Consider the following 24,914-nt stretch of genomic DNA (forward strand, 5'->3'; position numbering starts at 1 on the left):
TGCAGAATATTATATGAAATGAGAATAAAATTTTCATCAAATTTATGGTCGTCATGAAAGAATGCACAGAACTCTTAAAGAAGAAACGGCTCTTCCTCCAAAATAAAGTTTAAATGCCCAACAGAGAGCCTTTGATAACTTTTGCGATGAGTTTAATAATATACGTCCTCATGAAGCTTTGGATTTCTTAACTCCTTCCAAAGTATACAAACCATCCATACGTGAGTTTCCCAAAAAGATTCTGGAAGTCGCTTATCCAACTCATATTATCACTTATAAAGTTCATGAAAGTGGTTTTGCTCAATATGGATCCCATCGTATCTTCTTTGGAAATCCTTTTATTGAAGAGGTGGTTGGCTTTGAAGAGGTCTCTGACAGGCATTGTGGTCTTTATTTTGCGAACGCAATCCTTGGAATTTTAGATTTGTATACGAGTAAAGTGTTGAAATACCAGAGGTTGTTGTATAGAATTGACGAGTAAAAGTGTCACCTATGTGAGTGATCTAAAGTGTTACCGATGTGCCTCTCTGCACACCAGCTATCATATGTAATGCGACATAATATACATTATCGCACGTAGTATACTGCATCAAAATAGATAGTATTCCAAATTAAAATAATGCTTCAAAAGTAAAAGTATTCGAAGTAAAGTTTACCTCTTCATGGTTGATGACCATTCAAACACTCGAAGGGATGTTCAAAATGGTGCTTACTTTGGACGAAAGACATGCAATCATTAAGATACTCTAAAACCAATGCAGCACCCTAAGAAATTCAAACTATCTGAAGTGATCCTCTGCGATGTATTTGGAATCAAAATTCGACAAATTCGACAGGAAACGAGGGTGTATTGTCGAATTTTAGAGATAGATTTTCCTCCCTAATCAATATTAGGTGCTGGAAACGCTGTACGCAAAAACAAAATCAGTTTCGATTCATTTGTTTTAACTTGTTTAGATCAATTTGGTTCGGTTTTGGATTCAGATTTGTTTTCTTCGTATTCTTTGCTACTGTTCCTAACTCTTTGTCGGATTCAAACTTCTTGATGAATTGAGTTTGTCTGTTTGGATCAATTTTGGAAAACCTTGAATAGGTGTGGATGGCAAGTTTTCGAAGATGAGAGTTTTCATGGCTGTCTTCAATGGTTTTTTCAAGAGCACCTTGGCTTGTAGGATTCTGGTACAATTCCATTAAACGAATCGCTCTTGCACGGATGAAAACATAGTTATCTTTGGATTGTGCAATTTGAATCAAATAAGGCAAAGGAACATCTGTCACTTTTCCAATTCTTTCTTTGTAAACCTCACCTTCTTCTTGGTGGTGAGAGTTCGAAAGAATCTCTTTGATCTTTTGGTATGTTTGGAGATCTAAATCGTCTGCACTGATTGGAAACATTACAAAGATACAGAGACTTAAAATGATGAATGAGAATCGAACTTGTTTCATTTAATATACCAAAGGATTCAATCTAAGAATCCATCCTTGTTCCGCCGTGATTTCTCCTTGTGTGAAACCAACTGCTCCAGACCAAAACATCATATTTCGCCCGCCTGAATTTGTTCCACTTCCCCCCAAACATTCATTTAAATCGATAATTCCATTGAAATTGATGTCATTGGAAATACTGCATGTAGGTGTGTCTCTGAGTGGATCTCTATCGGCAATAGATCCACTATCTCCATACGCTTCTGTGACATGCCAAAGTCCTAAGAAGTGTCCTGCTTCATGAGATAAGGTTTCACCGAGCAATACTTGTTCATCGTAAGTCAAGAGTTCTCCAGGATTGGAATACAATCGATGTGCATCGACAAAGACAACAATCCCTGATTGTTTGGTTCCGAGAAGTGTCGCAGGACCTGGAATCCCACCTGACACACCAAGTACGCCACCATATTGGATTTCCTCTCTGACGATAAAAACATTGAGAGCATTCTGTTTGCCCACATAACTCGTTGTTTGAAACAATCCACCTAGACTCCCTGGAAATCCAGTCTCGGTTCCAAGATCAACAATCAAATCATAACCAGGTAACTGTGCTGACATCACGGACACATTGAGTTTGATTCTGACGGAAGACTTTGCATAATTTTCTTTCCATCGATTCAAGGCAACTTCAATAGCTTGTTCTGTTTGGATTGGGTATGCTGCTCCATTCACAAAGATTAGATTAACATTCAATTTTTTTTCTGAGTTCCAGAATTGGTTTAAACCACTCATAGAACTGAGGGCGGTTGAAGTTTGAAAATTGGATTCATCAATGTCCAATTTACGACAGGAATTCACGAAGGTGACCTTCGCACCTGCAGGATTTTCGAAATTAAAATCAACTCCCAATGGTTGAGAAATGTCTACCGTATTGGAAATGGAAACGGCAGGACTTGTTGCATACGAAGTATCCTTTGCATAAGGTAACATTGAAGTATGGGTATTATAACCAATATAAGTTGCTACGTCTTTATTCAAAAAGCCAGTGCTAGGATTATTTCGATCCAAATACCATAGAGGGAATACTCCACCTGGAAGTGAGTCAGCATTTTCTAATATGACTTGGACCATTGGACGTACTTTGTTCAAAGTAACCGGATAAATTGAGGTATATTGGAATAGATCTCCATTGGGAGACCAAGCACCAATGGGAATGGGTTGTATCGTTTCCTTTGTCGTACACGGGCCAGTGCTAGAATTGAATAAGGAGTTTATGAGAAGGAATGACAGAACATTGTCAGGGATACCTGAGTCGGCTTTCTTTTTGACACAATCACCTAGAAAAAGAAGGATAGGTAAAAGAATTAGGATATTGTACTTTCGCATATATAATTCAACAATTCAAATCGTTGGATTTTTCTTAAATATTCAATTCTTTTAATCTGAAAAGAATTTTTTTGCCATATATCGGCTGTTCCACGGATTAGATTCAAAATGAAAATTTCAGTGAAAGTGAAAGCAAACCAAAAGACTCAAAGCCTGGAATTTCAATCCGAGAAGGAATGCATTGCAAAATTAAAATCCTTGCCAATCAAAGGCAAAGCCAATCAAGAATTAGTTGGTCTTCTATCAAAACATTTCGGAGTCACAAAAAAGGATATCGAAATCATTTCCGGCCATGTTTCCAACATAAAAATCGTGGAAATCTCTAATTTGGATTGATAAGTATCAATTACCTACTCCTATTACGTTTCAGTTTTTCTGTTCACAGGATTGTTATAAAAGAGTAATCTGTACAAATTGACAATCCACTCGATTTCTGGAAACATAAGATGAAACACCCTTCAGCACTTCTCCAAACCAAGAACCTCGGAAAAACATACCAAGTTGGTGAAGTACCTCTCGTTGCCCTTCATTCCGTCAATGTCGATTTTTTTGAAGGGGAACTCGTTGTCATGTTAGGGGCATCAGGGTCTGGCAAATCTACCCTTCTCAATATTTTAGGTGGTTTGGATACAGCCACTACAGGCGAAGTTTTATTCCATGGAAACACATTAGCACTCGAGTCAGATGAAGGCCTTACACTCTACAGAAGGAACCATGTTGGATTTGTGTTTCAGTTCTATAACTTAATCCCAAGTTTGACAGCAGAAGAAAACGTAAGACTCGTGACCGATCTTTCAGAGAATTCAATGACACCTCTCGAAGCTCTCACTCTCGTAAAATTAGCAGAGAGAAAAGACCACTTCCCGGCCCAACTTTCAGGTGGCGAACAACAACGTGTGGCCATCGCACGAGCCATTGCCAAAAGACCGGAGCTCTTGTTATGTGATGAACCAACGGGAGCCTTGGATTTTAAAACAGGAAGGATTGTATTAGAAGCAATCACAGGGATCAACAAAGACCTAGGAACCACAACTGTTGTGATCACCCATAATGAATCAATCGCTCAAATAGCAGACCGCATCATTCTCGTGAAAGACGGAACCATTGTTTCTGACGCAAAAAATCATCATAAAAAATCAGTATCCGAGGTGAGTTGGTGATCGGCTCTACTCTCAATTTAAAACTGTTACGAGATCTAAAAACGATCTCCTTACAAGGTTTAACCGTTGGACTTGTCATCGCTGCAGGTCTCAGTTATTTCTCCGCTTCCTGGTCCTCCTACTTTTCGTTATTACAAGCAAAGGAACAATTTTACAGCAAACAAAGTTTATGTGATGGGTTTGTGTATTTGAACCGGGCTCCAAATTTTTTGGAACGAAAAATTGCAGACCTTCCTGGGATTACCAGTTTCGAAACTAGGATTTCAAAAGAGATTGTTTTAGATTTTCCAACTGAAGTGTATCCTTCCGCAGCACAACTCTTGTCAGTCACAGACCACATCAATACCATCTATTTAACGAAAGGTTCATTACCAAAACAAAACCAAGAAGTGGTGATCAGCGAAAGTTTTGCCAAAGCAAATGATTTAGAACCTGGCGCCGAATTATCGACCATCATTGGAGGGAAACGTGTTCTTCTTACGGTCACAGGGATTGGACTCTCTCCAGAATTTGTCTATGTCTTTCGTCCAGGGAACCCTCTCCCTGATGACAAACACTATGGAATCTTTTGGATGAAACGCGAGGCAATCGAAGCCAATTTTAATTTTGAATCCTCCTTCAATCAGGTGGTATTCCAACTCACAAAAGATCCATTGGATCGAAAAAAAACATTACACGACTTAGATTTAATCCTCGAGGAATACGGTGGCCTTGGTGCCAAAGAACGGAAGTTTATCCCTTCGGAATCCTTTCTAAACGATGAGTTTAGACAACTGAGGACAACGGCTGTCTTCCTACCTGGGATCTTCCTTGCTATCGCGGCCTTTTTATTACACATTATCTCCAATCGTCTCATCACAAAAGAAAGGGAACAAATCGCAACCTTACGCGCGTTAGGATACACTGCCTTACAAATAGTTTTCCATTACCTAAAACTCATTTCGTTCATCACAGCGATTAGTAGTTTACTTGGAATTTTCATTGGCTATCTGCTTGGGACTGCGATGACAAACTTATACGGAGAATTTTATAAATTCCCACATCTGGTTCCTGTATTCCCACCTCTTCTGATGTTGTTTAGTTTTTTCTTTGGAATTTTGATTGGAGGGATCGGTACTCTTTTTTCCTTATATAGCATCATCAAACTAGACCCTGCACAAGCCATGCGCCCTGCTCCACCAGGGAAATATTCCATCGCATTTTGGGAATCATGGATCACTAATATGCAAACCATCCAACGAATGGTACTCCGAAACTTATTCAAACGACCCATGCGGACACTCTTAACCATCCTTGGTTTATCTACATCCATTATGATTATGATCATTGGAAACTTCATCCAAGATACCGTTGGATCTCTTTTGGATTTGCAGTTTAATACCATCCAACGGGAGACACTGACATTAACATTTCGGAATCCCATCTCAGAGTCTGTTTTATTCGAACTGAAAGAGATGGATGGAGTATTCCTCGCAGAAGGGCAAAGATCCATTCCGATTAAGATGACAAAGGATAGGAAAAGTAAAGACATTGTCCTCACAGGTCTACCTGACAATTCCGAATTAAGAAAAATCCTCGGACAGGATTTAAAACCCTTACAAATTCCAATCTCTGGAATCATGGTAAACCAAGACTTAGCAAAACGTATGGACATCCATATGGGTGAAACGATTCAAATCGAAACACTCGATGGTGAAAAAAAGAAATTTTCTGTCCAAGTCACTTCCTTTGCCAATGAAATTTTGGGACAAGGTGTATTCATAAACAAAGAGAATCTAAATCGTATCTTAGAGGAAGGGAATCTCATCAATACGGCTTTGTTAAAAACGGATCCAAACAAAGACATTGCGTTAATCAAAGAATTTAAAGATGATCCACTCGTCATAGGTCTTTTTTCCAAAACGGCCATCCTCAAAGGTTTCCAAGAAGTGATGCAGAGATCCTTACAATCTACCTCTGTCATCATCCTTATTTTTACTGTCATCATATCCATTGGAGTGATCTACAATACGGCAATGATCACTCTATCAGAAAGGATTTATGAATTAGGAAGTTTGCGGATTTTAGGATTCACGTTAAAAGAGGTATTTGCCATCATTGCTTGGGAATTATCATGGCAAATTCTATGTGCCATTCCCATTGGATGTATCTTTGGATACCAATTGGCAAATGTGATCTTAAATAGCAATGAAACAGAAGGGTTCCGAATTCCCGCAATGATTTACCCTTCTACGTACTATTATTCAATCCTACTTGCAGTATTCACAGCGGGCATTAGCTATTTGATTGTATTTAGAAAATTAAAAACCATGGATTTATTAAGTGTTTTAAAGGTAAGGGAGTAAAATGATGCAAATGGACTTCGTAGAAATTTTAAAATCTAAGAACGCAAAAATTGGAATTGGAGTTTTATTATTCTTAGGTTTCTCTTTTTTACTCTTACGTAAGAATCCCAAACCAGTTGAAATTTCCCAAGTAACCAAAGGAACGTACCAACAAATCCTCTCCGTCCAAGGGAAATCAAAGATCAAAGAATTGTACACTGTGTATTCTCCAGTCAATGGGGTGATGCGAAGGGTGGAGCTCCATGCGGGTGACCAAGTGAAGAAAGGTATGACCTTACTCACTGTTGATTGGGACATTGTCAAAACAGTGAAGGCAAGTGCGAATGGCCATATCCTTAAAGTATACCGAGAAAGTGCAGGCCCAATCGCCATGGAAGAAAGGATCTTAGACTATGGTGACCTTTCGAAACTGGAAATCATTGCTTATGTTTTAACTGAAGATATGCCTGAGCTCACACTTGGTGACCCTGTGAATCTTTCTGGATTTGGGGATCAAATCTTAAAAGGGAAAATCGCAAATATAGAACCCGCAGCCATTACCAAGATCTCTTCGCTTGGAGTGGAAGAACAAAGAGTTCCCATTTCGATCGCATTTGATCCACCAAATGGAATGGGTGATGGTTATGAATTAGAATGTAAGATCATTCTCTTTGAAAAACCAAACTCGATTCTCATACCAAGTTCCGCACTCTTCCGACAAGATGACAAATGGGCAGTGTATACGGTTGAAAAGAAAAAGGCAACATTACGCTTTGTGACGGTAGAACACCAAAGTGAAGGGATTAGTCTCATCAAAGAAGGTTTGAAAGAAGGAGAATCCATCATTTTGTATCCAGGTGATGGGATCTCAAATGGAACAAAAGTAATCGCTGAGTAAACCTTATTTGCCTTTGGGCAGAGTGAAGTAAAATTTAGATCCCTTCCCTACTTCACTCTCCACAAAAATTTTCCCGTGATTTTTTTCGATAAATTCCTTACATAAGATCAAACCAAGAGTTGTGCCTCGTTCCCCTAAGGTTCCCGGCATACTCTTTTGTTTTGCATCGATTTGAAAGAACGTACTTCGAATTTCATCTGAAATCCCTGTTCCAAAATCTTCGACTTGGATGGAAACATTCCCATCAATTGGTTTCGCTGAAACGATCACCTGTCCACCGACATGAGAATACTTAATCGCATTGGATACTAAGTTTCTTAAAATCGTTTCCAACATATTCTCATCTGCAAAAACAACAGTGTCATTCTCAACTAAGTTCTGAATGCGTATCCCTTTATTTTCCGTCATAAACGTAAAGTAAGAGATAACAGTATCCACCAATGATTTTACAGATACATTTTCTGGTAAAAATGAAATCTCATTGGTTTGAGACCTAGCCCAAGTTAATAAATTTTCAAGTAACGCATAAACCTCACCGGATGATTGGTATAAAATATTCAGATCATTTCGCATCCGTTTCGGAGACCTAGTCTCCATATCTTCCATTAACATACCAATAAACGTGTTCATGCCACCAATAGGTCCCTTTAGGTCATGAGATATGATGGAGAAAAATTTATCTTTTGTTTGGTTTAATAATTGCAGTTCCTTAAAATAATGATTCATCTCCGCTTGTGATTTTTTCCTTCCATCAATATCACGAGAGACACCGAGTAATTCTATTTCAGAGTTTTGGTTCTTTTGAAAGACAGTATTGGCTTCAATCCAGATCGTAGATCCATCTTTTCGCACTTGTTCCAATTCATATGCATACGGGATTTTCATACCGGAATACCGAAAATCTTCCATACGGGGGAGGAGCAGTTCCTTCAATTGCAGATAAGAATCTTGTGTGAATGTATTCGATAAGTGGTGATCCGATGCTTCCTGAATGGTATACCCAGTCACTTGCGTGATGGAAGGACTCACATAGGTAAACTTTTCTAAATCAAAATTCCAAACCCAAATGATATCGGTAGAATTTTCGGCGAGTGATTTATATTTCTCTTCGTCTTGGATTTGGCCTTTGATAAAAATATCAATGCATAGCAATAAAAAGCCGAATGTCATTAGCACAGAAATAATATAAAAAAATAAATAAGTAACGTCTTGGATCGGACCTTTCCCAAAAGCAATTTGAGTGACTGAGACTTCTGTAAATGCATAAACGAGCGATCGACCTAACAGAAATAAACCACTGAAGAGAAAAAAATAAAACAGAAAGTTTCCTGTTAGCTGTTGTTTCCTATTTTCTACAAAGATCGTTTTTGCTGTGAGAAGGAAATAGACACTCGGAAATATGGAAAGAATCGAGATTCGGTATTGTTGTGGGAAGGTTGAAAACTGGTAGAGGGCTATCGTGACAAAGAACACCACTGCAAAAAAAACACTTACTTTCCAATTTGATTTTTTCCCAAATAAATTCACAATGATCGCATGGTAAGATACAATTGATAAGAAGATGAAAGTATTTCCAAAACTAATGGAGATCCAATCAGGGATTTGACCGCGAAGAGCCCCCATCACAATCCATCCAATGCCTTGCAACAAAGTCGCAAGGGACCATGCCTTCACCATCCTGAGTTTTTTAAAATAATAACCCGATGCAAACCAGAGTCCAAGAGACATCATAAGACATCCGACAATATTAATGAATACAACTGTTCTTGGATCTAAGTTCATGAAGTGCGAAAAGATAACGAGTATTTGTATAGAAAAATGACAAGATGCGAAACGCAACTCATTTTAAATCCCTATTAGAGATTGTGATTCAATTCAGAATGATTCCAATCTAGTAGTTCCACTAGAAAAGGTTGGAACAAATTCAGTTTAGGTCAAACGAGTGTTATAAAACAAACGATTAAAGAGGATTGTGAGTGATTCTCTAAATGGATCGTTTTGGTTTTGTTTGGTTCTAACCTTCGATCCTTTCCGCGGCTTGTTGGAAACAGAGAGTGCGTTCCCATGAATGAAATCAATTAAAATGTCACGAGTGAGTTCTGGATTCTCGTATGGACTTGAGGATTGGATCAAATCCAAAATCAAATCATTTAACAGTTTCACTGCCGGATATTCCTTGTTTGGACTTTGGATCAGATACAATGACAAATCAATGTATTGGATAAAAAACGATCTATATTCGATAAGAACTGATTCCAGTTTTTCCTTCTCTTTCGCTCTTCCTTCCTCCAATTGTAATCCCTCATAAAATTTGCGAAAGACCACATCCACAAGTTCCGCCAATAGTTGGTCTTTATTTTTGAAGTAATAGTAGATTGTCATCGGATCGATTGATAATTTTTCTGCGAGTTTTCGCATACTAAAGGATTTTAACCCTTCTTTTTTTAGCAAACGTAAGGCCTGATTTGTGATTTTTTCTTTCATTTTCAGAATAATTTCTACAGTGTAGAAATATGATATCATTGAAAGCATATATTGCAAGTAGCCTAGACGGATTTATTGCAAAAAAAGATGGATCTGTCGACTGGCTTCACGCGGAAAAATACCAACTAGAAAACGAAGACTTCGGATATGAGAAGTTTATGGAATCCATCGATTGTATCGTGATGGGTCGAATCACGTTTGAAACTGTTTTACAGTTCGAACCCTATCCGTTCGAAAACGTACCTGTCATCGTGGTATCAAACAATCCAAACTACCAAATCGAATCGAAACATCAGATTACGATTTTCACTCGCCCATTACGAGAACTCATAGCTTTTCTCGAATCGAACCAGTACCAAAATGTCTATGTGGACGGTGGGAAACTCATTCAGTCGTTTCTGAAAGAATCCCTATTGGATGAAATCACAATCACTCAAATTCCAATAATACTTGGAAGTGGGATCCCACTCTTTAATGGTATTGAGAGAGAGATTGATCTTAAACATAGAAAAACACAAACCTTTCCCAATGGATTTGTCCAAACTGAATATGAGATTGTGAAATAAGGGATGTTATGTGCAAAGACGGTCAAGTGAATGTTAAATATTAAAATTCCTAATTTAAGACGACTATGAAAGACAATTTCTACAGGAAAATCAATTGACAAAAGTGGTCACAATGGTCACAATTTTATATTATGATATCGGTCGGAATTCGCGAATTAAAATCTCACCTTAGCCAGTATATCGAATTAGTTAAAAATGGCGAAAATGTGCTCATAACAGAGCACAACAGAGTGGTTGCAGAACTCAAATATCCCGAAAAAGAAAACTCCGACAATAATGTACAAAAAATTCTGAATCAACTTGCAAGCGAAGGAAAATTAATTCCTGCTAAACGAAAATCCACACAAATTAGTAAAATTCAAAAACAAAACCTAACTCATAAAAAACAAGGTGATTGGTGGGCCTTATACCAAGACTCAAAAGAAGATAAGTTTTAATATAAATGATCTACTATATTGAAACTAGTATTATACTTTCTATCATTCTAGGGGATCATTTTAACGATAAGGCAGTAAAAATTTGGAATGCTCCTAGCGAAAAAGTGAGTTCTATCCTTACCATAATAGAAGCGACTATAGTTTTAAGAAGATTCTTTAAAAATAACAAAAAGAACCTTTCTGCGCAATGGCTTTCAAAGCATGAAAAACTTCTAAAAGAATTACTTTCTGAATGTTCCTTAATGAAAATTGACGAGAGTATTCAATCAATCATTGAATTAAAAAAGGAAATTGCAGATTGTAGGTCTTTAGATGGTATCCATGTTGCAACTGCAATTTTTTTAAAAGATGTTATGCATTCATCAAACTTTGCATTTCATAGTTTTGATACTAGAGTCAATGAAGTAGCGGCAAAATTCGGATTAAGACCAGACGTCGCATAACATCGTGTGGAAGCTGTACAACCGGACTTAAGGCTAGGGAACATCGTCTCTTTCAAAAGTTATGCGCAAAGACGAAAAAAACTCTAGTCCGAGAAAAAGAAAAATAGGACTTGACTGTAATACACTTCCGTATTACATTTTTAATTATGATCAGCCTACGCCTGCCTCCAGAACTAGAAAGAAAACTAGATTCATTTGCAAAATCTGAAGGGAAAAGTCGCACAGAAATAGTGAAGGAATCGATTCTGCACTATATCAAAAGTCATGGGAATAACAAAACTCCCTATGAATTAGGTTTAGATTTGTTTGGAAAATATGATTCTGGGAATTCTGATTTAGCAGAGAATCGAAAAGTTTACCTACAGAAAGCAATCGGAAAGAAGAATGAAAAACGTAGCTCTCATTGATTCTGGTCCTATCATTGCGTTATTCAATTCGAAAGATAAGTTCCACAAACAGACTCTAAAATTTCTTAAATCTTATCATGGTGAATTAGTATCTTCGTGGCCAGTGATTACCGAAGTTATCTATCTGCTTTCTTTCTCAGTTGAAGCACAATCAGACTTTCTTGAATGGATTGAAAGAGGAAGTATCAAAATATTTGATTTAAATATCGAGGATCTTAAATATATTAAAAATCGAATGAGAAAGTATTCAGATCTACCTATGGATTTAGCTGATGCTTCCTTAATGTGTATTTCGGAAAAAATGGGAATCGAACGAATCGTTAGTATTGATTCAGACTTCTCGATTTACAAAAACTTAAAAGGGAAATTTTTACAAAACCTTTTTAAAGTTTAAATCCGACCAAGTGCATAACAGCATTTTGAGAAGGTGCACATACGATAGAAATAGACTCATGCAAAAAATCCTAACCCCACTTGACGAAAGACTCACCGATTATTCGCTTCTGAAATCGAAGGAATCCCCTTCTGATACATTCGTTGCGGATCATGAAAAAACAGCCGTTCGATTACTTTTATCAGAGTTTGAAGTCCAATCGGTTTTTTGCACAGAGAAATATTGGCAAAAACACAAAGACCTCATCACATCCAAATTACAAGATGAAACGAAGTGTTATGTTGCCGATAAATCCATCTTTGAAGAAACCATTGGGTTCCATGTACACCAAGGGTTTATGGCGGTTGGAAAACAAAAATGGGCAAAGGAAAAAGACCTGACGTTTCCCATCCTCATCCTCAATACAATCGTTGATAGTGAAAATATAGGCTCAATCCTTCGCAGTGCGGCAGCCTTTGGCATCCAATCAGTTCTATTCGATACCAAGTCAGCTTCACCCTACCTCAGACGTTCTGTCAGAGTCTCCATGGGTGCGATCTTCCAATTGCATGTAGCCAAATCGACAAGCCTACCCGAGTCGATTCAGCGCTTGCAAGTGAGGTCTGCAAATGTAATCGCACTCGCCCTTCCCAAGGAAAATTCTGATCATCTATCAAAAACAAAAACCATCCAAGAAATTGGAAAACAAGAGAACCTTGTCCTGATCATTGGAAATGAAGCGAACGGGATTGAAGAAAGTGTACTAGATGCATCGGATGTAATTGGTTACATCCCAATGAAAAACAAAATCGATTCATTGAATGTATCTCATGCCTTGGCTGTGGCACTTTCACACCTTCTCTAAATTTAGTTATCCCAATCCCAAAAAAAATCTTTATTCGTCATTTCTGGTTCTGCGTTTTCTTTTGGTGCAGAGGGAGAAGGATTGGCATCATCTAAATCACGATTTGCATTCTCTAAATCTAATGTTTCTTTTAACCAATATTCTTCTGTTCCGAAATGAGGGAAAAGTGATGGAAACGATGGGTCTTCCCATCGTTTTCCAATCCATGCTGCATAATGGATGAATCGAATGATTCGTAATGGTTCAATTAGTTTGAGCCAATTTTCATCAAAGTCTGCAAACATACAATAACCAGCAAAAAAATCAAAGAACTCATGTTTCCGATCTGCTTCCCCAAACGGAAGTAACATCCAAAAATCTTGAACAATGGGTCCATGTAAAAAATCATCAAAATCTAAAATGCTAAATCCATCGGGAGAGATTAATAAATTTCCTTTGTGACAATCACCGTGAATCCTTTGGGAAGGGATTTGGTATTCGTTTGTCAACGATTCAAAGATGGCAAAGGCACTGCGTGCATTCTTTTCGTATCTTTCGGCCAATGTAGAATTTGTGATGAATTTTTTATCTAATATATACTGCAGAGCAGTAAGACCATAACTTGGTATGTCGAGTGTTGGTCTACTTACGATCTGACTTCGTTTTCCAACAGAATGGATCCTTCCAAGTAAGGCCCCTACTCGTTCCAAATCGTTCGATTGGATTTCTTCCACTATCCTTCCATTGCGTAAGGGCCAAATGGCAAAGTAAATCCCTTCCCATTCGAAAAGTGTTTTTCCATCAATGGCAATCGGTGCAAGAACTGGGATTTCTTCTCCTGCTAACTCTTGTAAAAATGCATGTTCTTCTAGGATTTGTTTTTGGTTCCATTTCCCTGGTCGATAGAATTTAACAACAATCCTTCCAACTTTCAGAGTTTCGATATCATACACACGATTCTCAACACTGTTTAAAACAAAATACCTTCCGGTAGTTTCATAGCCAAGGGATTCGATCGCGTTTAAGATTGTATCAGGAGTTAATTGGTAAAAAGAATGATGGAGGTTCAAGTGGATTATCTGATTCTACGAATTAACGATTTTATTGCGACCAGAAGACTTTGCTTCGTATAAATTTTTATCTACTATTTTTAACAATTCATGATTCGAATGAAAATCTGTTAAATCTCCACCAGCAACTCCACCACTAAACGTAAAATGGAAAATTTGGTCCGTATCGGATTTCATCTCCAGTTTGGATACATTCTCTCTCACACGGTCTAAAATCCTTGTCGCATCGGTGATGCCCGTTTCCGGGAAAAGGATGACAAACTCTTCCCCACCAAAGCGAGAGATGATGTCTGATTTTCTAAAACTTTTTTTCAATTCATGGGCAAGTTTTTTGATCACCTGGTCCCCAATCTCATGCCCATACGTATCATTGATCGATTTAAATTTATCAATATCGATCATTGCCATTGTTAATTGGCTATTATGCCTCTTGCAACGTTGGAATTCTTGTTCGATTCGTTCTTCCATATAACGCCGATTATATAGATTGGTCATAACATCTCGAATTGCAGTTTCACGCAATTGGTCATGTAACGCTTTAATTCGTAAGGCACTAAAAATTCTTGCTAGTAATTCGATTTCTTTGGCAGGTTTTGTGATGTAATCAGTGGCCCCTGCCTCTATCGCTAATTTAAAATATTCGGGTTCTGTATGGCCTGTTACCATAATGATGGGAAGCCAACCAACTGGAGATGTAGAAAGTATATCTGATATTAAATCAATGCCATTCCCATCCGGTAGTTCCCAATCGAGTAAGACTACATCGATTGGTTCATTGAGAATTTTTTCCCGTGCAACGGAAATGGATTCAGCTTCAATCGCGGTGTAACCGTTTTTGGCAATCCACCGACTGAGAACTTTCCGTTGCAGTTCAGAATCTTCAATGATTAGGATTTTTCTGAGTCCTTTCGGCATTCAACTATCGTTTACTTTTTCTTTTTTTTACCTAGTATTTTTTCTACTTCACCAGGTTCCATTGGAACTTTTACAATCGTCCCACCTTCTTTTCTCACTTGGTCTAAATCAACAACTGCACCTGACAACAGTCTTGCTGCTTTTTTAGAATTATCCTTCACACCATACACAACCCATTTACCACCTTCAAGGGATAACACTAAATATGTACAATCAGCTGCTGCTAAAATGGAATGTGCTGAGATCTGTGCCATGAACTCATAACTGAGTACGATACCTGTTCCAACGACGACACCAGATGGTACACCAATCGCTTTGCCTACTTGGTAGACTCCATACGCCGTACCCACTCCAAAGGAAGCAGCAGAGCCCACTACACCCACTGTAGCGGACGTAGCCTTGGTGGAAGCATAGGTGACAACCTCAGTGGTGCCAGAGGCCCCTGCAACAGCTCCTCCTGCGACTGTACCCGTCACAGCAAGCCCTCCTCCTAAGACAGTTTGGCCTGCTGTCACACCCACATAACTCATAGGAGCAAGGATGTACTTTCCAGACGACTCAGTGACAAAGGCAGCAGACTTCACGGAGTATGCAGATGATTTTCTAGACATAGCAGATGTGACTTTCGCGCCCTTATCGAGCGACTGGACAGACTCATGGACCACAACTTCTGTACTATTGATGATGGAACCGAGAACGAGTTCAATGCTAGGTGCTGTCAAATACACAACACCTTTCCCTGTTAATGTAATTGTCTCCACTAACCCATACATGGTGGTTCCCGCAGCATTCGTGCCCAAGGCAACAGGATAGATGAGTCCATTCCAAGTCACATACCCAACTGATAATAAGGCAAACTTACTAATGGGTTTGATGATACTGTCATACAAAATTGCTTTGGTTGCTCTGGAAAAAGATTTGAGTAATGCAGTCGGTATCCCTTCATCTTTGTCTGCAATGGCTTCAATTTCTCCCTTGGCTTTCCCTAACTCTTCTTTTGTATCCTTTCCATATTGAAAAATGGTTTCTTTCCAACTTCCAAATATACTTTCAGAAACTACAGACCGAATCTCATTGATTTCAGAATTTCGACTAAAGAATCCACCTTTGCGAAAGTCTTCGTAGGATTCATTCCAAGAATTTTTTAATGCTTCATCTAAATCAATGTAACCATAGACAGTGGATTCAAAATCTTTTTGGAAATTCTCTTGGTACTTTTGGAATCTTTTTTTGGCAGAGGGAGATGTATCCTTTGGCATCTCTCGGTTGAGTTGCATCTCCGCCCATTCATCCCACTCTTTACGAATCTCCGCTGATTTTGCAATCACTGCTTCATGGCTTTGTTTCCCTCGATCAAACGATGATCCAATGATGCCATAAGATTCCGCAACAGAAGCATACATGATAAAGAGTCCAGGTTTGGTTGCGTTTTCACTTAAGTATTTCCGAACCTCTTCTCCCTTGTCATTGATATTGCCAGCTGCTTTCCAACTCATCTTTGTTCCGTTTTTGACAACCACAACCGATTCAGATGCTTTAATCATTGATTTCGAAAATTGTTCGGCAGCAAAATCATAACGTCTTCCAAGAACCGTAATCGATGCTTCTTCCATAGGAGGGATAAACTTAATGCTTGTACCTTTCACAGGCAATGCACCTTGGTAGTACAAAGAGCTATGGCCTTCGATCACAAGTTTTTTAGTATTCTTTAATGGATCTTCTGCTTTCTTATCAGAGCTTGCACAATACGAAATGGAAAGACCTAAAATGAGTCCAAGGATTAGTTTTTTGATTTGATTGAATTTCATTTCGCTTGCGCCTCTAATTTTTTAGAACGTTTCAATTGTTCTGACATCTCAGCATCTAATACTTTTTTGATGAGCTTAGGATCATCTGATAGGATTTTCACTTTCCCTTTCTTTTTGGCTTCTTCTAAGTTGATCACAGTACCAGTCGGGATATCCTCTTCGTCCAAATAATTTCCTTTCACATAGGCTATCACAACCCTTGGCCCATCATACATGATGAGGATTGGTCCATCCACTGCTGTGAGTAAAATTTGCGGAGGTAAGACCGTGAGTGCGGTATAACCTAACACGATCCCGGAACTCATTGTATACATCCCTGCTTCTGCCACACCTGTTGTGAGGTCGTATGTGAGCCCTGTGGCATAAGCAGTAGATTCATAACCCACTCCACCTGTCGCACCAATCGCTCCACCAGCCGTAGTTGCCGCAACAGACGTTACTTGGTTAAAGAGTGCAATCGATGTTCCTGAAGTGTAAGTAGGGACAGTTGCCGAGGCAGATAGTATGCCTATCGAACTAAACATCCCTGCTTCGAGTGTGGGAGAGAATACACGGTAACCAGCTTTTGTTCCATAATAAAAAACAAGTCCCGTGGAAACGAGAGCATTCGAAGAAAAATTCATCCCTTGTGAAAGGGGAACATAGACTCCATTGACGAGGAGGAGCTCACCTGTATTCACAGTTGTTTTGGCGATCGGTGAAACAACCACTTCCTTCAATGCAACGGTATAACCTTGGAAGATATCAATGAGTGCAAGGAGTGCATTGTCTCTCTCACCTGATTCTTCATAATTGCGAGTGAATTCGTCTGAAGCTTTTTTAAAGGAATCACCCCATGAGTTCATTACATTCTTCGAATTGTTTTTCAGTGTGGATGTAAATAGTTGATTGAGTTGGCCTGATTTTTGATTGCGAGCATCCGCATACCGACTCAGTTCTTTATCTAAAATATCGATGTCCGATTTAACTCTTGGAACTAAATACACATAACCTAATACAAATCGACTCCCTGCTTCGCTAAAACTGGATTTAGAAAGTTTCCACTCTTCTTTCGAAAGTTGGACTCCTGCATCATAAATATCTTCTGTCCTGCTTGTTCCTTCCGAATAACCGTCTTTTGTCCAATTTTTGACGGCATTCATCGTGTTCCCAAGTTTGCCCGGGAAATCTTCACTTCGTTTTTTTAATTTCACAAGCACCATCGCCTTAGCAACGTTTGCACTCATTAGATTTTCTTTTGAAAGATCGATTGCCTTTTTCCCAGAAGGGATCACAGCCCAACCTTGCTCATACAGATTTTTTCTGGATCCAATGGAATTGGCAGTTAATGGAGCAATTTTTTTAAACGTTTGGGGTTTGTTGGAAGTGAGGACAGATGTACCGAATACTTTCTCTGATTTTTCTTCACTCAAACAACTCACAAAATTTACGACAAACAGCAAAAGAACGAAACAATACAATTTCAAATGGGACTTCATAAGTTGGGAGAACGTTATAGAAGGAATTGAATCATGCAACTGAAAAATATATCCCTTTTGCTTAATCCATGTTTAGTGAAAGTATTTTACTACATACAAGAATTTGAATGACCTTTCGTGATCATTTCAAAGACTTCCTTATATGAAGAAATTAAACATATACTTTGCCATCATTGCCATTTTGTTATGTGTTGTCGTTATCTTCAAAAAAAATGATCTTACCTTTCATGCACTCATCTCTCTCTTAGCTATCACCCCCAATTCGGAAGTTTTTGACTTCAACGCTGCCGACCAAATTGCAAAGGAGAAATTGAAATCAAAATATGTTCCAACCCCTGTGTACAAAATTCCAGGACTCGATGGAATCAGTTTTGAAGATTACAGACAAATCGAATACAAACCTGATGTTGCGATTTGGAAAAATTTAGCACTGCCCTACCAATTGCATTTTTTCCACCCAGGCCATATCTATAGCAATGGAATCAAAATTTATGAAGTGATCGAAGGAAAACCAGTGGAGATTCCTTATGATTCGTCTCGCTTTAACTTTGGGAACCTTCCCCTCACCGAAGATTTTTTTGAGTTAAGTAAAAAACTCCAATACACTGGCTTTCGAGTTCATTATCCCATTAACCAAAAGGAAACCTTAGAAGAATTTTTAGTTTTCCAAGGTTCTTCCTATTTCCGTGCCTTATCCAAAAACCAAGTGTATGGTTTATCGGGAAGAGGACTTGCGATTAACACTGGCCCTGAAGGGAAAGAAGAGTTCCCTATCTTTGAAAGTTTTTATATCAAACGCCCTGAGAAAAAAGATTCCTCCATTTTGATTTATGCCATTATGAATAGTGAATCCGTCGTGGGTGCCTATGAATTTTTTGTCACACCAGGTGAAATCACAACCATTGATGTGCGTGCTAAAATTTACCTACGTAAAAAAATCAAAAGGCTTGGACTTGCTCCCATCACATCCATGTTTCTCTATGGAGAATCCAATATCCCCATCCTTGGAAACATCCACCCAGAGATCCATGACTCGGATGGACTTCTCACGTATCTTGGAGAAGACAACTGGGAATGGAGACCACTCATCAATCCTAAAAAAACCAAACTAACAAATATAGAGCTCAACCACCCGAAAGGGTTTGGACTCATCCAACGAGATCGAAAATTCAAAAGTTACCAAGATGAAAAATTGCAGTACCACCGAAGACCAAGCCTTTGGGTAGAACCAAAAGGTGATTGGGGCAAAGGGGACTTATACCTATTGGAATTTACAACCAATCTGGATTCGGATGACAACGTAACTATTTTTTGGGAACCAAACATCCCTCCCAATTTGAATGAAGGATACGAATACCAGTATAAATTGAGTTATACGGAAAAATCTCCAGACTCACACCGTCTGGGAAAGTCATCATCCTATTACAAAGGGACTGACCCTCTCTTTCCAAAAGAAAAGATGTTAACACTTTATTTTACTGGTGATAATCTAAAAGCACTAGATCCAAAAACAGAGCTCAAAGCCATCATCAAAAATGACATGATCCCAAAAGATCAAATTCGTTATAAGATCGAAAAGATCCGTGAACTTGACCAGTGGAGATTACAAATTTGGCATACATCGCCAATTGAAGTTTCCACTTGGAATGTCTATTTGGAGAAAGAAAATCAAAAAATCACAGAAACATGGATCTACAGAGATGGCATCTCCAAATAAAACTTTGTACGAAGCTGAGTTCAGTGAACGTTTGCGAACGTTTCTTTTGTTATCGGGCGTTCAAAATGAATATAAGATTTCGAATACTCTTTCTCAATTTTTCCAAAACACAAACCTATCTTATGAGTGGGACAGGGATTGGTCTCTTTGGATGGGTTATATAAACATAAACAAAATTAATACGGAATCTCCACTTCCATTCCCCGACAGAGCTTGGCAATTTGGTTCGATGGTTCCGAAAGATTCCGAATGGAAAACAGGTCCTATAAAATCCAAAGAATCCATTATCAGTTCCTTCAAACCCATCTTCGTTTTAGTTTCCATTTTCCTTTGGAGTGCTCTCTATTACCTCATCATCTTTAGGTTATTATGATCCAATTACATCGAATTTTATTTTTTATAGTCTTCATGATTCCCATCATCATTGGGCTCACTACCTTTGCCCAAATCATCTCCTTTGGTGGAGTTGAGTTAACCGAGTACTACCAATTTATCACCTTACTTTTTCTTTTGCCTATGTTATCTTATGGGGCAACCACTTCTCTTTTTGGATTTTTGATCTCTCTTTTGAAAGAGGGTGACCCATTACTGAAAGCAAAAAAAATCCCAGAGAAGGAATTGGATTTTGCAGGTATCGATCGTGTCCCGGTTGCCCTTGTCATGCCTGTCTATGAAGAAAACGAAGTTTCGATCTTTGCAAGGATCAAAGTGATTTATGAATCACTCGAGAAGTACCATTCCCTTCCCAAATTAGATTTTTTTATCTTAAGTGATACCAGAACTCCTGAAAAATGGATCAAAGAAGAAGCAGCGTATCTTGAGTTATGTGAATCCACTGGGAATTATCAAAAATTCCATTACCGCAGGAGAAAGAGTAACCTTAACGGAAAGAGTGGGAACATCGCTGATTTTTGCCGTCGTTGGGGCAATCGGTATGAGCACATGATCATATTAGATGCTGATAGTTTGATGAGTGGAGAGATCATTGTCCAACTCATCGCAATGATGGAACAAAACCCGAAGGCAGGCATTATCCAAACCAATTCCAAGTTATTCCGTGCCACCACTCTCTTCCAAAAATTAACTGAATTTTCTTCTTATCTCTTCAGTTCTTATTTCTTAAAAGGTGCTAGTTTTTGGCAGATCAATGCCAACAGTTATTGGGGCCACAATGCGATCTTACGCATCAAACCCTTTATGGAATACTGCGCTCTCCCCCACCTACCCGAATATGGTGGGCTTGGTGGAAAAATTTTAAGCCATGATACTGTCGAAGCAAGCCTTATGCGAAAGGCTGGATACGAAGTCTTGTGTGCATACGAACTCGAAGGAAGTTACGAAGAGAACCCGCCGAATATCATCGATGTTTTGAAACGAGACCAAAGATGGTGCCAAGGGAATTTACAACATTTTTGGTTTTTATTTGGAAAGAAGATTCCCTTTATCAATCGTATTCACATCTTAAATGGAATTTTGTCTTACCTCAATTCACCCATTTGGTTCTGTTATATCCTACTAAGTTTGTGGAATTATATCGAAGAAAGTAAGTTCCTAAACTACTCCATGCTTCCGGAAGAGTTTGAATACTTCAAAGCTCAGATTTATGATCCCTTGTATTTAAAACTTTTGTATCTTTCCTTACTCCTACTCTTTTTACCAAGGGTTCTCAGTTACTTAAGTTTACCGTTCAAACAAATTTTCTTAAAGTTTCCGGCCTTCCTTTTAGAGACTTTATTTTCCATTCTCATCGCACCCATCTACATGATCTATCATAGCATTTTTGTGGTGTCCATCTTCCTAAACAAAAAGATTTCCTGGGGTCCCCAGAATCGGGATGCAGAATCAAGTTACCCTTTCTCCTATGTGGTATCTTCCTTTTTTGGAATCACCATCCTTGGGCTCGTTTCTGCCTATATCAGTTACTCTTATTCTTTGATGTTATTTTTCTTAACGATGCCCATTTGGATTGGTTGGACTCTTTCCATCCCTCTAGTGATGTTCACAAGTCGCGAACAAAAATCCTTACAGTCGTTTTTTGATCTCTCGTATTGGAAACCCAATCGTGGGCTCACAAACAATTTAAGAGAAGAGCTCACCCGGAGTGACGAAAAACGAATGGAAGGAAAAGAAATTTTTTATGCACTTGTGCATCCCATTTTCCACAAGAGGCACAAACAATTACAAGGGAACAAATCCTATCGGTCGAAAGTTTCGGACTCCATTGCAAATGATTTCGATACTTTACTGGGACAAGGGCCAGAACAATTGGATCGAAAAAAATTACTCAACATCCTTTCCAATCGTGAATTATTAGATTTATTTTTTCAAAAATTTTGGACCTCTGAAAAATCCAAATGGGGACAGTATTGGAAAGCGATTTGGGAAGAGATCAACCCATCTTCTTTTCCATAATCCTCCAATAGTACGAAGATCGTTTCCAGTCTTCGATAAAACCGCAGTGACCACCTTTTGCTTCAATGACCACATCAATGTAAGCTGATGATGGAATTTCAGTGAACTCTTTCCAAGGGATGACTGGATCATCCATGGATGTCAAAATGGTTGTTGGGACTTTGATGGTTTTAAAGAAAAGATCATTCAAAGTATAAGACAAAAAATATTCATCTACCGAACGAAACTTAGAAAACTCCTTCACCATTTTTTCTGTTAAGTCCATGACTGATTGGTATTTGTCCAAATCATCAAAGGAATACAGATGAGGGAAGAGTTGGCCTTTTTTCACAAGGGATGATTTCCATGAATTTAAAAAATATTTCCGTAAGAATGGATGGTCATCCATTTTGATTGTGGCACGTTTTGGATCAAGTGCTGGGCTAAAGGCAAAACAATGTTTGAGCCCTGGGATTTTCTCATCCGCTTTTGCAGTGCTATGCCTACCTGCCATTCGAAGTACAAAATTTCCACCCAGTGAAAACCCAGCCAAATAGACTGGAAGTTTGGACTTCACTGACTTTGCAAGTGTGAGTACCGCATCATATGTTTCTTCGAGTAAACTTCCATTGAAGATCCCTTCGTTTAAATGGTGGGTGTCTCCATGGTCTCTCAGATTCAACCGATAGACTGAATAATCTTTTGCTAAAAAATGTTTGGTGGTCCGAATGATGTAGCTGGAATGGATACTCCCTTCCCAACCATGCACCAAAATCACAATGCCTTTGGGACTTGGAACTTCATGAATCCTTGCAAGGAGTGTGACTCCTTTTTTAGTTCTGACCGATCTCCACTCGCCTTCGAGATTTTTCCCATACGATTTGTCTGCCTTTGACTTAAAGGAAGCCATAAAGGACTGTACCATGGGACCTGAAAAAAGAGGGATTGGTTTGAATAAACTCATCTTGTATGCTTCCTAATCTGAAACGAAACTGTTATTTTTCAATAAATTAACAAAACCCTATCCTCATGGATGACTCTTTCCATTGACAAAGACTCCTCAATGGTTACAATTCCCACATGAGATACTTACCCATTCCCCTTCTCGTTTTTCTCTTCACTTGCCATACCTATACCCCTTGGAAATCCGGATGGAAACAAAAAGACGGATCCGAAGTATTCTATGCCGCAGTCTCTGCAAAAGCAAGTGAACAAGCGATCGAATCTGGTAGTTTGGCAATGCGAAGAACCACTTGCGTAAACGCAACGAACCTACTCTCTACTTCGTCTAAACTAACAAGTATTTTGTTGGAGAATGAATCTGTAGAGCTCTCAGAAACAGAAATCAAAGACTTGGGGCGCCTGATTGCCTCACACAAAATCAAACCCAAACAGGATTCTTGCCAATCGGAAGAAGGTGGTTTTTTCCTTCCGAGCCCTGCATGGGAAAATTGCCAATGTTTATACCTCATTGAATACCCAGGTGGTAGATCCCAATTCCGCCAAGACATCACCCAAGTCAAATAACCACTACGATTTCGGGGTGGCAAGCCAACGTTCCCAATAACGTTGTTGTAACCCCGTTAGTTCTTCCGGCCCTTTCAGTTTGGCAAGGGACAACCTCGTTGACTCAGACATCGTCTCACCCATCCACCTAAGGAACTGTTTCCATTTTTCTTCACACGAAGGTTCTGATCTCTTATGTATTTGATTTTGTTTTTGTACTGTATGATAAGAGCTCGCACTTCCAGCCAAATCTGCCTTGGATGCACTTCCTACACTCTCCCCTACTCGCCTCACACTCTGATTCGATGGACCAAGCTTTGGAACATCCTCCGAACCTTTCTTTTCTTGGAGCACAGGTTTCAAAAATCGTTTTCTACCATCAAAGTGAGTTTGCACAAGGAGACCTTTCGCTTTTAACTGCGAGACCAAACGTGAAATTGTATCTTGTTTCAGATGTAAAATTTTTGCAAAATACTCATTGGATGCATAACACCCATCCTTTGCATCCAAAGATACAATCTCTGCATACAAACGAATCTGATTCGGATTTAGATCCAAATCATACATCCATTGTGCAACCCAAACTCCCGTCCTTTCTTTCCCTTTCATCCTTCCTCTCTTTTCCAACAGAGACCTTCGGTGCCCAAAAAACAAAATGTTCTTTGGATCTTTTCCGTTACGAAGAAGACAAAGCTATCGCAACGGTAAATTCATTCGGAAGTTTTTTACAAACGTCCATGTTTGGAATTCATAGGAATCCCAGGTGATGTATGTTGCGGTATATTGTGGAAGACCGCATAAGAGTATGAGGACACCTCCCCTACTCTTATGCTTCTAATCACCAGAATGGATTTTTTTGTCAAGCCTAATGTGACATAATATCTATATGCCAAATCTCTCAAATTACAGACTCTTTGACAACGAACTTGATTTTGGATAGGGGAGGGAAGAGAGTCTTTCTGGACTGCTTCCACACAATCCAGAAAGTTTACATCACCCAGTGAAAGGGTTGAGATAATCTTAAAAAAGATCCAAAATAGTACAAGAATTTTTCTATCCCTAACTTTGTTTTTTCTCTTCCTTTGGGCGCATCGAATCCTCCCATTCCAAAACTTAAATGCATTAAACGACCAGGCTCTTCGCTCCAATCTTTCGCATTTGCGAAAGGATTTCCGCTTCGATCCTTTGCGCAAGGCTTCCCTTCTATATCCTACATTCTAAATTGATAATCAAATCCCAAGGTACGCCGGCGTACTTTTCAAAATTTAGATCTAAAAATTTA

The 24,914-nt window shown here is 38.8% G+C and carries 24 protein-coding genes and 1 pseudogene; 15 read left to right on the plus strand and 10 right to left on the minus strand.

Annotated features, from left to right (window positions below):
* Nucleotides 1-46: 46 nt before the first annotated feature.
* Nucleotides 47-481, plus strand: a pseudogene (locus ND855_RS18690) (integrase core domain-containing protein); the annotation flags it as partial.
* 443 nt (nucleotides 482-924) lie between these two features.
* On the opposite strand, the gene ND855_RS18695 reads toward ND855_RS18690, so the two are convergent.
* Nucleotides 925-1,446 carry a HEAT repeat domain-containing protein gene (locus ND855_RS18695; RefSeq protein ID WP_265359721.1) on the minus strand — a complete coding sequence of 174 codons (522 nt, stop codon included), beginning with the start codon at nucleotides 1,444-1,446 and terminating at the stop codon, nucleotides 925-927.
* Entirely contained in the window at nucleotides 1,447-2,811 is a 1,365-nt protein-coding gene (locus tag ND855_RS18700) for a M43 family zinc metalloprotease (protein WP_265359722.1), read from the minus strand.
* Between the two features lie 108 nt (nucleotides 2,812-2,919).
* Here ND855_RS18700 and ND855_RS18705 point away from each other — a divergent pair, with 108 nt between their 5' ends.
* The 4 genes from ND855_RS18705 (at nucleotide 2,920) to ND855_RS18720 (ending at nucleotide 7,193) form a co-directional block, all read left to right on the plus strand.
* Complete coding sequence (locus tag ND855_RS18705; RefSeq protein ID WP_265359723.1) at nucleotides 2,920-3,147, plus strand: DUF167 domain-containing protein; 228 nt, start codon at nucleotides 2,920-2,922, stop codon at nucleotides 3,145-3,147.
* Nucleotides 3,148-3,257: 110 nt separating this feature from the next.
* Nucleotides 3,258-3,971, plus strand: coding sequence for an ABC transporter ATP-binding protein (locus ND855_RS18710; RefSeq protein WP_265359724.1), 714 nt, complete (start codon nucleotides 3,258-3,260; stop codon nucleotides 3,969-3,971).
* Complete coding sequence (locus ND855_RS18715) at nucleotides 3,968-6,316, plus strand: ABC transporter permease (protein ID WP_265359725.1); 2,349 nt, start codon at nucleotides 3,968-3,970, stop codon at nucleotides 6,314-6,316. Before ND855_RS18710 ends, ND855_RS18715 begins: the two co-directional genes overlap by 4 nt.
* Before the next feature lie 10 nt (nucleotides 6,317-6,326).
* Nucleotides 6,327-7,193: an efflux RND transporter periplasmic adaptor subunit gene (locus ND855_RS18720; RefSeq protein WP_265359726.1), complete on the plus strand. Its 867-nt coding sequence runs from the start codon at nucleotides 6,327-6,329 to the stop codon at nucleotides 7,191-7,193.
* A gap of 3 nt (nucleotides 7,194-7,196) precedes the next feature.
* On the opposite strand, the gene ND855_RS18725 is transcribed toward ND855_RS18720, so the two are convergent.
* Together ND855_RS18725 and ND855_RS18730 are read right to left on the minus strand one after the other, a co-directional pair.
* Entirely contained in the window at nucleotides 7,197-8,975 is a 1,779-nt protein-coding gene (locus tag ND855_RS18725) for a PAS domain-containing sensor histidine kinase (protein ID WP_265359727.1), read from the minus strand.
* A gap of 147 nt (nucleotides 8,976-9,122) precedes the next feature.
* Entirely contained in the window at nucleotides 9,123-9,677 is a 555-nt protein-coding gene (locus ND855_RS18730) for a TetR/AcrR family transcriptional regulator (protein WP_265359728.1), read from the minus strand.
* A 29-nt stretch (nucleotides 9,678-9,706) separates the two neighbouring features.
* Between ND855_RS18730 and ND855_RS18735 the strand changes: the two genes are divergently transcribed.
* The 6 genes from ND855_RS18735 (at nucleotide 9,707) to ND855_RS18760 (ending at nucleotide 12,768) form a co-directional block, all read left to right on the plus strand.
* Entirely contained in the window at nucleotides 9,707-10,243 is a 537-nt protein-coding gene (locus ND855_RS18735) for a dihydrofolate reductase family protein (RefSeq protein WP_265359729.1), read from the plus strand.
* 131 nt (nucleotides 10,244-10,374) lie between these two features.
* The gene (locus ND855_RS18740; RefSeq protein WP_100726782.1) at nucleotides 10,375-10,680 is read left to right on the plus strand and encodes a type II toxin-antitoxin system Phd/YefM family antitoxin; all 306 of its coding nucleotides are present in this window, start codon (nucleotides 10,375-10,377) and stop codon (nucleotides 10,678-10,680) included.
* 5 nt (nucleotides 10,681-10,685) lie between these two features.
* A complete protein-coding gene (locus tag ND855_RS18745) occupies nucleotides 10,686-11,123 on the plus strand; it encodes a PIN domain-containing protein (RefSeq protein ID WP_265359730.1) in 438 nt (145 codons plus the stop codon).
* A gap of 146 nt (nucleotides 11,124-11,269) precedes the next feature.
* Nucleotides 11,270-11,530 carry a ribbon-helix-helix protein, CopG family gene (locus tag ND855_RS18750; protein WP_265359744.1) on the plus strand — a complete coding sequence of 87 codons (261 nt, stop codon included), beginning with the start codon at nucleotides 11,270-11,272 and terminating at the stop codon, nucleotides 11,528-11,530.
* The gene (locus tag ND855_RS18755) at nucleotides 11,508-11,924 is read left to right on the plus strand and encodes a type II toxin-antitoxin system VapC family toxin (RefSeq protein ID WP_100718584.1); all 417 of its coding nucleotides are present in this window, start codon (nucleotides 11,508-11,510) and stop codon (nucleotides 11,922-11,924) included. The genes ND855_RS18750 and ND855_RS18755 overlap by 23 nt, the downstream gene beginning before the upstream one ends.
* Nucleotides 11,925-11,982: 58 nt before the next feature.
* Nucleotides 11,983-12,768 carry a TrmH family RNA methyltransferase gene (locus ND855_RS18760; RefSeq protein WP_265359731.1) on the plus strand — a complete coding sequence of 262 codons (786 nt, stop codon included), beginning with the start codon at nucleotides 11,983-11,985 and terminating at the stop codon, nucleotides 12,766-12,768.
* Nucleotides 12,769-12,770: 2 nt separating this feature from the next.
* On the opposite strand, the gene ND855_RS18765 is transcribed toward ND855_RS18760, so the two are convergent.
* Genes ND855_RS18765 through ND855_RS18780 form a run of 4 tightly spaced genes read right to left on the minus strand, consistent with a single transcriptional unit; the run spans nucleotide 12,771 to nucleotide 18,018 of the window.
* Nucleotides 12,771-13,817, minus strand: coding sequence for a serine/threonine protein kinase (locus tag ND855_RS18765; RefSeq protein WP_265359732.1), 1,047 nt, complete (start codon nucleotides 13,815-13,817; stop codon nucleotides 12,771-12,773).
* 15 nt (nucleotides 13,818-13,832) lie between these two features.
* A complete protein-coding gene (gene dgcR / locus ND855_RS18770; protein ID WP_265359733.1) occupies nucleotides 13,833-14,732 on the minus strand; it encodes a diguanylate cyclase DgcR in 900 nt (299 codons plus the stop codon).
* 11 nt (nucleotides 14,733-14,743) lie between these two features.
* Nucleotides 14,744-16,540 (minus strand): hypothetical protein, encoded by a 1,797-nt coding sequence (locus ND855_RS18775; RefSeq protein WP_265359734.1) that lies wholly within the window; start codon nucleotides 16,538-16,540, stop codon nucleotides 14,744-14,746.
* Entirely contained in the window at nucleotides 16,537-18,018 is a 1,482-nt protein-coding gene (locus ND855_RS18780; RefSeq protein WP_407658768.1) for a hypothetical protein, read from the minus strand. The genes ND855_RS18775 and ND855_RS18780 overlap by 4 nt, the downstream gene beginning before the upstream one ends.
* 142 nt (nucleotides 18,019-18,160) lie before the next feature.
* Between ND855_RS18780 and ND855_RS18785 the strand changes: the two genes are divergently transcribed.
* Genes ND855_RS18785 through mdoH form a run of 3 tightly spaced genes read left to right on the plus strand, consistent with a single transcriptional unit; the run spans nucleotide 18,161 to nucleotide 22,147 of the window.
* Nucleotides 18,161-19,735, plus strand: a complete 1,575-nt coding sequence (locus ND855_RS18785) for a glucan biosynthesis protein (protein ID WP_265359736.1) — start codon at nucleotides 18,161-18,163, stop codon at nucleotides 19,733-19,735.
* Entirely contained in the window at nucleotides 19,719-20,108 is a 390-nt protein-coding gene (locus tag ND855_RS18790) for a hypothetical protein (RefSeq protein WP_265359737.1), read from the plus strand. The genes ND855_RS18785 and ND855_RS18790 overlap by 17 nt, the downstream gene beginning before the upstream one ends.
* Nucleotides 20,105-22,147: a glucans biosynthesis glucosyltransferase MdoH gene (mdoH, locus tag ND855_RS18795; RefSeq protein WP_265359738.1), complete on the plus strand. Its 2,043-nt coding sequence runs from the start codon at nucleotides 20,105-20,107 to the stop codon at nucleotides 22,145-22,147. Before ND855_RS18790 ends, mdoH begins: the two co-directional genes overlap by 4 nt.
* On the opposite strand, the gene ND855_RS18800 is transcribed toward mdoH, so the two are convergent.
* On the minus strand, nucleotides 22,125-23,090 hold the full coding sequence (locus ND855_RS18800; protein ID WP_265359739.1) for a YheT family hydrolase: 966 nt from the start codon (nucleotides 23,088-23,090) through the stop codon (nucleotides 22,125-22,127). The two genes, mdoH and ND855_RS18800, sit on opposite strands and share 23 nt — an antisense overlap.
* 116 nt (nucleotides 23,091-23,206) lie before the next feature.
* Here ND855_RS18800 and ND855_RS18805 point away from each other — a divergent pair, with 116 nt between their 5' ends.
* Complete coding sequence (locus ND855_RS18805) at nucleotides 23,207-23,653, plus strand: hypothetical protein (RefSeq protein ID WP_265359740.1); 447 nt, start codon at nucleotides 23,207-23,209, stop codon at nucleotides 23,651-23,653.
* Between the two features lie 3 nt (nucleotides 23,654-23,656).
* On the opposite strand, the gene ND855_RS18810 is transcribed toward ND855_RS18805, so the two are convergent.
* Nucleotides 23,657-24,241 carry a helix-turn-helix domain-containing protein gene (locus ND855_RS18810; protein WP_265359741.1) on the minus strand — a complete coding sequence of 195 codons (585 nt, stop codon included), beginning with the start codon at nucleotides 24,239-24,241 and terminating at the stop codon, nucleotides 23,657-23,659.
* Between the last annotated feature and the right edge of the window lie 673 nt (nucleotides 24,242-24,914).

Source organism: Leptospira paudalimensis, assembly GCF_026151345.1.
GTDB lineage: Bacteria > Spirochaetota > Leptospiria > Leptospirales > Leptospiraceae > Leptospira_A > Leptospira_A paudalimensis.